The organism is Pseudomonas sp. Ant30-3 (genome assembly GCF_000690905.1).
Classification (GTDB): Bacteria; Pseudomonadota; Gammaproteobacteria; order Pseudomonadales; family Pseudomonadaceae; genus Aquipseudomonas.
This window is the reverse complement of sequence record NZ_JMCL01000104.1, coordinates 47,540-58,670: the sequence shown is the minus strand read 5'-3', so window position 1 is coordinate 58,670 and position 11,131 is coordinate 47,540. Positions and strand designations below refer to the sequence as shown.

Here is an 11,131-nt window from a genome sequence, read left to right as displayed (position 1 = left end):
GGCGAATTGAAAAGCGGCGGTTTTCGTCGTGAGTCCATTCTGGCCGATGCTCTCGAAGCGCTGATTGGCGCCATATACCTGGACGCCGGCATGGACGTCGCCCGCGAGCGCGTGCTGGCCTGGCTGGCCGGCGAGTTCGAAGGCCTGACGCTGGTCGATACCAACAAAGATCCAAAAACCCGCCTGCAGGAACACTTGCAGTCCCGTGGTTGCGAACTGCCGCGTTACGAAGTGGTGGATATCCAGGGTGAGCCGCATTGCCGGACGTTCTTCGTCGAATGTGAAATCACCTTACTGAATGAAAAAAGCCGAGGTCAGGGTGTGAGTCGTCGTATTGCCGAACAGGTAGCGGCCGCCGCAGCACTGATTGCCCTGGGTGTGGAGAATGGCAATGACTGATACAACCGCAACACGCTGTGGCTATGTTGCCATCGTCGGCCGTCCGAACGTGGGCAAGTCCACGTTGCTCAATCACATCCTCGGCCAGAAGCTGGCGATTACCTCGCGCAAGCCGCAGACCACTCGCCACAACATGCTCGGCATCAAGACCGAAGGCGACGTGCAAGCGATCTACGTCGACACTCCGGGCATGCACAAGGGTGGCGAAAAAGCCCTCAACCGTTACATGAACAAAACTGCCTCGGCGGCGTTGAAAGATGTCGACGTGGTGATTTTTGTGGTTGACCGCACCAAGTGGACCGACGAAGACCAGATGGTCCTCGAGCGCGTCCAGTATGTGACCGGCCCGTTGATCGTAGCGCTGAACAAGACCGATCGCATCGAGGACAAAGCCGAATTGATGCCGCACCTCTCCTGGTTGCAGGAGCAGCTGCCGAACGCGCAGATCATGCCGATCTCGGCCCAGCACGGGCACAACCTCGAAGCCTTGGAGCGGGTGATTGCCGGCTATCTGCCGGAAAACGATCACTTCTTCCCGGAAGACCAGATCACCGACCGCAGCAGCCGTTTCCTCGCCGCGGAGCTGGTGCGCGAGAAAATCATGCGCCAGATGGGCGCCGAGCTGCCGTACCAGATCACCGTGGAAATCGAAGAGTTCAAGCAGCAGGGCAAGACCTTGCACATCCATGCGTTGATTCTCGTCGAACGTGACGGCCAGAAGAAGATCATCATTGGCGACAAGGGCGAGCGCATCAAACGCATCGGCACCGAAGCGCGCAAGGATATGGAGTTGCTGTTCGACTCCAAGATCATGCTCAACCTGTGGGTGAAGGTTAAGGGTGGCTGGTCCGATGATGAGCGTGCGTTGCGTTCGTTGGGTTACGGCGACCTGTAAGACTCGGATTTCTGCTACACCGATGAACCCCTGTGGGAGCGGGCTTGCTCGCGATGAGGGCCTGAAATTCAACATCATTGTTGACTGGCGGACCGCATTCGCGAGCAGGCTCGCTCCCACATTGGTTTCAGGTGTTTATAAGATCGCGATCCGTCATTGAGAACTCCATGTCCCAGCCCATCGCTCAGCCCGCCTACGTCCTGCACTCGCGCGCTTATCGCGAAACCAGCGCTTTGGTGGACTTCCTCACGCCGCAAGGTCGGCTGCGGGCGGTGTTGCGCAGTGCGCGGGGCAAGGCGGGCACATTGGCGCGGCCGTTCGTGCCGCTGGAAGTCGAATTTCGCGGACGCGGCGAACTTAAGAACGTCGGCCGCATGGAGGCCGCCGGCGTTTCAACCTGGCTCAATGGCGAGGCGCTGTTCAGCGGCCTCTACCTCAATGAACTACTGATTCGCCTGTTGCCCGCCGAAGATCCGCACCCCGGTGTATTCGATCACTACGCCGCGACGCTGCTCGCGCTCGCCGAAGGTCGTGCGCTGGAGCCGCTGTTGCGCTCCTTCGAGTGGCGGCTGTTGGACGACTTGGGCTATGGCTTTGCGCTGACCACCGACATCCACGGCGAACCCATCGCGCCGGACGGTCTCTACCGATTGCAGGTGGACGCCGGTCTGGAGCAGGTCTATCTGCTGCAACCCGGCCTGTTCAACGGCACCGAACTGCTGGCCATGGCTGAGGCTGACTGGGCGGCACCGGGTGCGCTGTCTGCTGCGAAACGACTCATGCGCCAGGCGCTGGCCGTGCATTTGGGCGGGCGTCCGCTGGTTTCCCGAGAGTTGTTTCGAAAGCCGTAAATTCCTTGTGTATGCTGTGCACCGAACTTTCCCCTCTTCAGGAGCGCTTCCGTGACCACCAGCAATCGCATTCTTCTCGGCGTGAACATCGACCACGTTGCCACGCTGCGTCAGGCCCGGGGTACACGGTATCCGGATCCGGTCAAGGCGGCACTGGACGCGGAAGAGGCGGGCGCAGACGGCATCACCGTGCACCTGCGTGAAGACCGTCGGCACATTCAGGAACGCGATGTGCTGCTGCTCAAGGACGTGCTGCAAACGCGCATGAACTTTGAAATGGGCGTCACCGAAGAAATGATGGCGTTTGCCGAGCGCATCCGCCCGGCGCACATTTGTCTGGTCCCTGAAACCCGTCAGGAGCTGACCACCGAAGGCGGTCTGGACGTGGCGGGGCAGGAGGCGCGGATCAAGGCGGCGGTGGATCGTCTGGCGAAGATTGGCTGCGAAGTATCGCTGTTCATTGATGCGGACGAGCGTCAGATCGAAGCGTCGCGTCGCGTCGGTGCGCCTGCCATCGAATTGCACACAGGCCGTTATGCTGATGCCGAGACGCCGACGGACGTCGCCGAAGAACTCAAGCGTGTCGCCGATGGCGTGGCGTTCGGTCTGGCGCAGGGTTTGATCGTCAACGCCGGTCACGGTTTGCACTATCACAACGTTGAAGCGGTCGCAGCGATCAAGGGCATCAACGAGCTGAACATCGGTCATGCCCTGGTGGCGCATGCGTTGTTTGTCGGGTTCAAGTCGGCGGTATCGGAAATGAAAGCGCTGATTCTGGCGGCTGCGCTGAAGGGGTAAGACCGAGGCGCTCCCATCGCCGGCAAGCCAGCTCCTACAGAAACGTGTTGCAAACCTGACCTGCGCAGCGACCCGAACTTGTAGGAGCTGGCTTGCCGGCGATAGCGTCTTCGAACATCGCGCAAATCTAGAGCTGCGGGCTTTCCTGATTCGGCTTGGATTTGTCGATCGCCGGTACGTGCAGGTTGCCCTCGGCGACCTGATCACCTTCGAGCTGCGGCTGCGTCACCCACGTGAGAATGTCGTAGTAGCGACGAATGTTCGCCACGAAATGCACCGGCTCGCCGCCCCGGGCATAACCGTAGCGGGTCTTGCTGTACCATTTCTTCTCGGACAGCCTTGGCAGGATTTTCTTCACGTCCAGCCATTTGTCCGGGTTCAGCCCTTCCTTTGCCGCCAGTTTGCGCGCGTCATCCAGATGGCCGCTGCCGACGTTGTAGGCTGCCAGAGCGAACCACGTACGATCCGGTTCCTGAATGGACGAATCGAGCTGATCTTTCATGTAAGCCAGATACTTGGCGCCGCCCATGATGCTTTGCTTGGGGTCCAGACGATTGGACACGCCCATGGCCTGCGCGGTGTTCTGGGTCAGCATCATCAAGCCGCGCACACCGGTTTTAGACGTCACCGCGGCCTGCCACAGCGATTCCTGATAACCCACTGCGGCCAACAGGCGCCAATCGACTTTTTCCTTCTTCGCGTAATTTTTGAAGTGCTGCTCGTATTTGGGCAGCCGTTGCTGCAGATGCTGTGCGAATGTAGTAGCGCCGACGTAGCCAAGCATGTCAACGTGACCGTAGTAGCGGTCCTTCAGGCGTTGAAGGGTGCCGTTTTTCTTCACCTTGTCGAGGTACGCGTTGATCTCGTTGAGCAGGCTGTTGTCATCGCCGGGGGCTACCGCCCAGCTCTGATTGCTGGCGTCACCGAGGTCGAAGGCCACCCGCACGTTCGGGAAATAAACCTGGTTCATCGCCACTTCGTTGGAGTCGACGAGGGTCAGGTCGATCTGGCCCTCATCCACCATGCGCAGCAGGTCAACCACCTCAACCGCGTCGGATTCTTCGTATTCAATGCCGGGAAACGTCTGCTTCAGCGCTAGCAGTTGCCCGGCGTGAGTGCTGCCCTTGAGCACCATGATCTTCTTGCCCACCAGATCCTTCGCATCGGTCGGCCGCGACTGGCCGTTGCGATAGATAATCTGCGGGGTGACTTCCAGGTAAGAGTGGGAAAACCGCACCTGCTTCTTGCGTTCTTCGCTGCTGACCAGGCCGGCAGCCGCCAGCACCGGGCCGGTGGGCTTGCCGACCTGATTGAACAGGTCGTCGAGGTTGTCGGCAGTTTCAATCTTGAGCTCGACCCCCAGATCGTCGGCAAAGCGCTTCACCAGCTCGTATTCGAAGCCGGTTTCACCGTTGCGATCCTGGAAGTAGGTAGCGGGGCTGTTTCGGGTAACCACCCGCAGCACGCCATCCTCCTTAACGCGCTCAAGCGTGTTGGGTTTATCAACACAGCCACCGAGCACCAGGAAGAGTCCGGTTGCGATCAGCCATTTGGCGTACCGCGGACGCAAAGCCGTTGGAGAAAACATCTGCGCAGTATACGCAAAGGACAACGAGCGCCATATCTCGACAGCGAAGGGCTTGTCTGCTAGAGCGCAAGAAACTTGCCCGCAGCCCGTAGGAATAGGCTCCGGGGGCAATTTGTCACATAAAAATTAAGCGCCCGGAAGTGCTCCTCCAAGGCGCGATTGGCCTGCCCGACGTCCGGGGATTGGCGTGCGTAGCGTTTCGGGTGATGTCGCGGGCGGTTTAGGCTAGAATGCACGGCCTCAAAGCACACCCCTTCCCGAGGCTGTCCCGAAGATGTTGATCCTGCGCGGCGCTCCTGCCCTTTCTGCCTTTCGCCACAGCAAACTCCTTGAGCAACTGAGCCAGAAGGTCCCGGCTGTCAGTGGCCTGTACGCTGAATTCGCTCACTTCGCCGAGGTTACCGGCGTCCTGACCGGCGATGAACAGCAGGTGCTCGCGCGCCTTCTGAAGTACGGCCCGACTGTCCCGGTACAAGAACCCACCGGCCGTCTGTTCCTGGTGTTGCCGCGTTTCGGCACCATCTCGCCATGGTCCAGTAAAGCCAGCGACATCGCACGCAACTGCGGCCTGAGCAAGATCCAGCGCCTGGAACGCGGCATCGCGTTCTACGTGGCGGGCCAGTTCAGCGACGCCGACGCGCAGTTGATCTCGGCTGCTCTGCACGACCGCATGACCCAGATTGTCCTCGACAACCTCGAACAGGCCGCAGGCCTGTTTAGCCATGCCGAACCGAAGCCACTGACCGCGATTGATGTGCTGGGTGGCGGCCGTGCTGCGCTGGAAACAGCCAACACCGAGCTGGGCCTTGCGCTCGCTGAAGACGAAATCGACTACCTGGTCAACGCCTTCATCGGCTTGAAGCGCAACCCGCACGACATCGAACTGATGATGTTCGCCCAGGCCAACTCCGAGCACTGCCGTCACAAGATCTTCAACGCCAGTTGGGATATTGACGGTCAGAGTCAGGAAAAAAGCCTGTTCGGCATGATCAAAAATACTTACCAGATGCACAGCGAAGGCGTTTTGTCGGCGTATAAGGACAACGCCTCGGTGATCGTCGGTAACGTCGCCGGCCGTTTCTTCCCGGACCCGGAAACCCGCCAGTACGGCGCGGTGCAGGAGCCGGTGCACATCCTGATGAAGGTTGAAACCCACAACCACCCGACCGCGATTGCCCCGTTCCCTGGCGCATCGACCGGCAGTGGCGGCGAGATTCGCGACGAAGGCGCGACCGGTCGCGGTGCCAAGCCCAAGGCTGGCCTCACCGGTTTCACCGTATCGAACCTGCAGATCCCCGGTTTTGAACAGCCGTGGGAAGTGCCGTACGGCAAGCCCGAGCGCATCGTTACCGCCCTGGACATCATGATCGAAGGCCCGCTGGGCGGTGCCGCGTTCAACAACGAATTCGGGCGTCCGGCCCTGACCGGTTATTTCCGTACCTTCGAGCAATCGATCACCACTCCGCGTGGTGACGAAGTTCGCGGCTACCACAAGCCGATCATGTTGGCCGGTGGCATGGGTAACATCCGTGCCGAACACGTCCAGAAAGGCGAGATCACTGTCGGCTCCAAGCTGATCGTGCTCGGCGGCCCGGCGATGCTGATCGGTCTGGGTGGCGGTGCAGCGTCCTCGATGGCCACCGGCACCAGCTCGGCCGACCTCGATTTCGCTTCGGTGCAACGCGAAAACCCGGAGATGGAACGTCGCTGCCAGGAAGTCATCGACCGTTGCTGGCAACTGGGTGACAAGAACCCGATCAGCTTCATCCACGACGTAGGTGCGGGCGGTCTGTCCAACGCCTTCCCGGAACTGGTCAACGACGGCAACCGCGGTGGCCGCTTCGAACTGCGCAACATTCCAAACGACGAGCCGGGCATGGCCCCGCACGAAATCTGGAGCAACGAATCCCAGGAACGCTACGTTCTGGCGGTGGGTCCGGCGGATTTCGAACGCTTCCAGGCGATCTGCGAACGTGAGCGTTGCCCATTTGCGGTTGTGGGTGAAGCCACCGCCGAGCCGCAGCTTACTGTTACAGATAGCCACTTCGGCAACAGCCCGGTGGACATGCCGCTGGAAGTGCTGCTGGGCAAAGCCCCGCGCATGCACCGTTCGGCCGTTCGCGAAAACGAACTGGGCGACGATTTCGATCCGTCGACGCTGGACATCGCAGACTGCGTCGAACGCGTCCTGCATCACCCGGCCGTGGCAAGCAAAAGCTTCCTGATCACCATCGGCGACCGCACCATCACCGGCCTCGTGGCCCGTGATCAGATGGTCGGCCCATGGCAAGTGCCGGTGGCCGACGTTGCCGTCACCGCCACCAGCTTCGACGTCTACACCGGTGAAGCCATGGCCATGGGCGAGCGTACTCCGCTGGCGCTGCTGGACGCTCCGGCGTCGGGCCGCATGGCCATCGGCGAAACCCTCACCAACATCGCCGCGTCGCGCATCAACAAGATCTCCGACATCAAGCTGTCGGCGAATTGGATGTCCGCGGCCGGCCACCCGGGTGAAGACGCGCGTCTGTACGACACCGTGAAAGCGGTCGGGATGGAATTGTGCCCTGAGCTGGGCATCACCATTCCAGTGGGCAAGGACTCCATGTCCATGGCCACACGCTGGAACGACGAAGGCGTCGACAAAACCGTGACGTCGCCGATGTCGCTGATCGTGACCGGTTTCGCGCCAGTGGCTGACATCCGTCAGACCCTGACCCCGGAACTGCGCATGGACAAAGGCACCACTGACCTGATCCTGATCGATCTGGGCCGTGGGCAGAACCGCATGGGCGCCTCGATCCTGGCCCAGGTTCATGGCAAGCTCGGCTCGCAAGCGCCGGACGTCGATGATGCCGAAGACCTCAAAGCCTTCTTCGCGGTAATCCAGGGCCTCAACGCCGACGGTCATCTGCTGGCCTACCACGACCGTTCCGATGGTGGTCTGCTGACCAGCACCGTGGAAATGGCGTTCGCCGGCCACTGCGGTCTGAGCCTGAACCTCGACGGTCTTGCGGAAACCTCTGCCGACATCGCGGCGATCCTGTTCAACGAAGAGCTGGGCGCGGTCATCCAGGTTCGCCAGGACGCTACCCCGGACATCCTCGCGCAATTTAGCGCTGCCGGTCTGGGCGATTGCGTGTCGGTGATCGGTCAGCCAATGAACAACGGCCAGATCAACATCACCTTCAACGGTGACACGGTGTTCGAAGGTCAGCGTCGTCTGCTGCAACGTCAGTGGTCGGAGACCAGCTACCAGATCCAGCGTCTGCGTGACAACGCCGATTGCGCCGAGCAAGAGTTCGACGTGTTGCTGGAAGAAGACAACCCGGGCCTGAGCGTCAAGCTGAGCTACGACGTCAATCAGGATGTCGCGGCGCCCTACATCAAGAAAGGCATCCGCCCACAGGTGGCGGTGCTGCGTGAGCAGGGCGTCAACGGTCAGGTGGAGATGGCAGCTGCGTTTGACCGCGCCGGTTTCAACGCGATCGACGTGCACATGAGCGACATTCTGGCCGGCCGTGTCGACCTGAACGAGTTCAAAGGTCTGGTGGCTTGCGGCGGTTTCTCCTACGGCGACGTACTGGGTGCCGGCGAAGGCTGGGCCAAGTCCGCACTGTTCAACAGCCGTGCTCGCGATGCGTTCCAGGGTTTCTTCGAGCGCACCGACAGCTTCACGCTTGGCGTGTGCAACGGTTGCCAGATGATGTCCAACCTGCATGAACTGATCCCTGGCAGCGAGTTCTGGCCACACTTCGTGCGCAACCGTTCCGAGCAGTTCGAAGCGCGCGTGGCGATGGTTCAGGTTCAGGAGTCGAACTCGATCTTCCTGCAGGGCATGGCCGGTTCGCGTATGCCGATCGCCATCGCTCACGGCGAGGGGCATGCCGAGTTCTCCAGCGAAGAAGCCTTGCTCGAAGCCGATCTGTCCGGTTGCGTGGCAATGCGTTTCGTCGATAACCACGGCAAGGTCACCGAAAGCTACCCGGCCAACCCGAATGGCTCGCCGCGCGGGATCACCGGGCTGACCAGCCGCGACGGTCGCGTGACGATCATGATGCCGCACCCGGAGCGCGTGTTCCGCGCCGTGCAGAACTCGTGGCGTTCGGAAGACTGGAACGAAGACGCGCCATGGATGCGCATGTTCCGCAACGCTCGCGTGTGGGTGAACTAAGTACTGTGTACAAGCTGAGTTTTTTTGTTCCTGACAGTCACGTCGACGGTGTCAAGAGTGCCGTATTCGCCGCCGGTGGCGGTCGGATCGGCGCTTACGATCACTGTGCGTGGCAAGTGCTGGGCCAAGGCCAGTTTCGTCCGCTGGAGGGCAGTCAGCCCTTTATCGGTGAAGCGGGGCAGGTCGAGCAGGTTGAGGAATGGAAGGTTGAGCTGGTAGTGGCAGACGAGTTGATTGTGGCCGCAGTAGCCGCGCTGAAACTCAGCCACCCTTACGAAACACCGGCTTATGAAGTGGTGCGGTTGGAGGAGTTCTAGGTCTCCGGTCGCTGAAATGAAAAACCCGCTGATGCAGATCAGCGGGTTTTTTATTGCCCGGTGCGGCGTTATCTCTCAGGGCCTCTTTCGCGAGCAAGCCTGCTCTGACATTTGTTCTGTCGTATACCGATCAAATGTGGGAGCGGGCTTGCTCGCGAAGGCGGTCTGCACGGCGCCAGACATTCAGGCCTACGGGCGAATCTCGATCATCGTGCCGTCTGGCACCAGATCCCACACTTCGCGCATGTCGACATTGCGCATGGCGACGCAGCCGTCAGTCCAGTCCAGGGTATGGAACAGGTCTTCGGGGTTTTCCTCTGAATGCGGAGTGCCATGGATCATGATCATGCCGCCCGGCTCAACGCCCTCACGGCGGGCTCGCGCGGCATCGCTGATGTTCGGATAGGAAATGTGCATCGAAAGGTTGAATTTGTCGCTGGTCTTGCGCCAGTCCAGCCAATAAAACCCCTCCGGGGTGCGTTTGTCGCCTTCTATCAGTTTCGGGCCTTTCTTCGCGCCTTTGCCCAGGGAGATGCGATAGGTCTTGAGTGCCTTGCCGTCGTTGATCAATTGCAACTGGTGGGCGGATTTGAGAACCAGGACTTTCTCGATGACTTTGCCGTCATAGGTTCCCACGGGGGACGCTTGGGACACTGCAACCAACGACAGGCAAAAAAAGGCAAGCAACCAGCGCATCAAAACGGTATCCCAAAGAGTGTCGCGATGTTTGTAGGAGCTGCTGCAGGCTGCGATCTTGCCACGTCTGCGCAGAGTGCGAATCAAGTCAGGGCGGATTGCACCAGTGGTGGAATCGACTCCGAACGCACGGGATAGACCTCATTGCGCCGATCGGCGAAGAAGCATTCTAAAGTACGGCCCACCGTGCGGAAAGCCAGCTCGGACCAAGGGATGTCGGTTTCCTCAAACAAAGCCACTTCGAGACTTTCGGGGCCGGCAGCAAAATCCAGGTCAACCAGTTCGGCGCGAAAAAAAACGTGCACCTGACTGATGTGCGGCACGTCGATCAATGTATAGATATTCAAATCACGCACCCGCGCGCAGGCTTCTTCCGCCGTCTCGCGGACGGCTGCCTGCTCGATGGTTTCGCCGTTTTCCATGAAGCCGGCCGGCAGCGTCCAGTAGCCGAGTCGCGGCTCGATCGCGCGGCGACACAGCAACACCTTGCTGCCCCACGTCGGCACGCAACCGGCCACGATGTTGGGGTTCTGGTAATGAATGGTCTGACAGCTGTCGCAAACAAATCGCAGGCGTGAATCGCCTTCTGGAATGCGCTGGGTCACCGGTTTGCCGCACTGACTGCAAAATTTCATGCTTGGGTTCCTGAAGTCTGCGCCTATCTTGGCGTGTGGCGGTGTCAGTCGGCAAGTTGTCGTTTCGCGACACGAGGCTGTTCGGGGGTTGGGCGGCCGATGTGATTGGTGCATGATGCAAGGTAGCGAATAAATCGAGAAGACTCATGCTGGACGAGCTACTTCACCGTGTAAGCAATCACACGCCGCGAACGCTGGAAACCGATAAACGTTTCCCCGAGGCCGCCGTCCTGGTGCCTATCACCCGCAGCGATGAACCGGAGCTGGTGCTGACCCTGCGCGCCAGCGGGCTCTCGACTCACGGCGGCGAAGTCGCATTCCCCGGCGGTCGTCGTGACCCCGAAGACCCGGACCTGATTTTCACAGCCTTGCGCGAAGCCCAGGAAGAAATCGGTTTGCCGCCGGGCCTGGTCGAAGTGATTGGCCCGCTCAGCCCGCTGATTTCTCTGCACGGCATCAAAGTGACGCCCTATGTCGGGGTGATCCCTGATTTCGTCGAGTATCAACCCAATGATGCCGAGATCGCTGCGGTGTTCAGCGTGCCGCTGGAGTTCTTTCGCGAGGACCCGCGCGAACATACGCACCGCATCGATTACCAGGGCCGCAGCTGGTATGTGCCAAGCTACCGTTATGGCGAGTACAAGATCTGGGGTTTGACGGCAATCATGATCGTCGAGTTGATCAACCTTCTGTATGACGCGAAAATCAGCCTGCACCAACCGCCCAAGAGTTTCATCAATACCTGAAGCCATTCGTATGGTGTGAATTAGCGTGTGAGCCT

Annotated in this window: 10 protein-coding genes; 7 read left to right on the top strand and 3 right to left on the bottom strand. The window is 60.1% G+C overall.

All coding sequences use genetic code 11. From position 1 onward, the window contains the following. From DU29_RS0123415 to pdxJ, 4 genes are all read left to right on the top strand, one after another. On the top strand, positions 1 to 399 hold a 399-nt coding region (locus DU29_RS0123415), incomplete at its 5' end, for a ribonuclease III family protein (protein WP_028623898.1). Continuing rightward, complete coding sequence (gene era, locus DU29_RS0123410) at positions 392 to 1,294, top strand: GTPase Era (RefSeq protein ID WP_028623897.1); 903 nt, start codon at positions 392 to 394, stop codon at positions 1,292 to 1,294. The genes DU29_RS0123415 and era, both read left to right, overlap by 8 nt. Before the next feature lie 167 nt (positions 1,295 to 1,461). Then, positions 1,462 to 2,145, top strand: a complete 684-nt coding sequence (recO, locus tag DU29_RS0123405) for a DNA repair protein RecO (protein ID WP_028623896.1) — start codon at positions 1,462 to 1,464, stop codon at positions 2,143 to 2,145. Positions 2,146 to 2,196: 51 nt separating this feature from the next. Then, the gene (gene pdxJ, locus DU29_RS0123400; protein ID WP_008151581.1) at positions 2,197 to 2,943 is read left to right on the top strand and encodes a pyridoxine 5'-phosphate synthase; all 747 of its coding nucleotides are present in this window, start codon (positions 2,197 to 2,199) and stop codon (positions 2,941 to 2,943) included. A 127-nt stretch (positions 2,944 to 3,070) separates the two neighbouring features. Here pdxJ and mltF read toward each other — a convergent pair whose 3' ends face one another. Beyond that, a complete protein-coding gene (gene mltF, locus DU29_RS0123395) occupies positions 3,071 to 4,531 on the bottom strand; it encodes a membrane-bound lytic murein transglycosylase MltF (RefSeq protein WP_028623895.1) in 1,461 nt (486 codons plus the stop codon). A gap of 274 nt (positions 4,532 to 4,805) precedes the next feature. Between mltF and purL the strand changes: the two genes are divergently transcribed. Both purL and DU29_RS0123385 read left to right on the top strand, forming a co-directional pair. Next, complete coding sequence (purL, locus tag DU29_RS0123390) at positions 4,806 to 8,702, top strand: phosphoribosylformylglycinamidine synthase (RefSeq protein ID WP_028623894.1); 3,897 nt, start codon at positions 4,806 to 4,808, stop codon at positions 8,700 to 8,702. A 5-nt stretch (positions 8,703 to 8,707) separates the two neighbouring features. After that, entirely contained in the window at positions 8,708 to 9,019 is a 312-nt protein-coding gene (locus DU29_RS0123385) for a Nif3-like dinuclear metal center hexameric protein (protein ID WP_028623893.1), read from the top strand. A gap of 189 nt (positions 9,020 to 9,208) precedes the next feature. Here DU29_RS0123385 and DU29_RS0123380 read toward each other — a convergent pair whose 3' ends face one another. Beyond that, positions 9,209 to 9,715, bottom strand: coding sequence for a L,D-transpeptidase family protein (locus tag DU29_RS0123380; protein WP_028623892.1), 507 nt, complete (start codon positions 9,713 to 9,715; stop codon positions 9,209 to 9,211). 83 nt (positions 9,716 to 9,798) lie between these two features. Continuing rightward, the gene (locus DU29_RS0123375; protein WP_028623891.1) at positions 9,799 to 10,350 is read right to left on the bottom strand and encodes an NUDIX hydrolase; all 552 of its coding nucleotides are present in this window, start codon (positions 10,348 to 10,350) and stop codon (positions 9,799 to 9,801) included. A gap of 146 nt (positions 10,351 to 10,496) precedes the next feature. Here DU29_RS0123375 and DU29_RS0123370 point away from each other — a divergent pair, with 146 nt between their 5' ends. Then, a complete protein-coding gene (locus DU29_RS0123370; RefSeq protein WP_028623890.1) occupies positions 10,497 to 11,096 on the top strand; it encodes a CoA pyrophosphatase in 600 nt (199 codons plus the stop codon). Positions 11,097 to 11,131 lie beyond the last annotated feature (35 nt).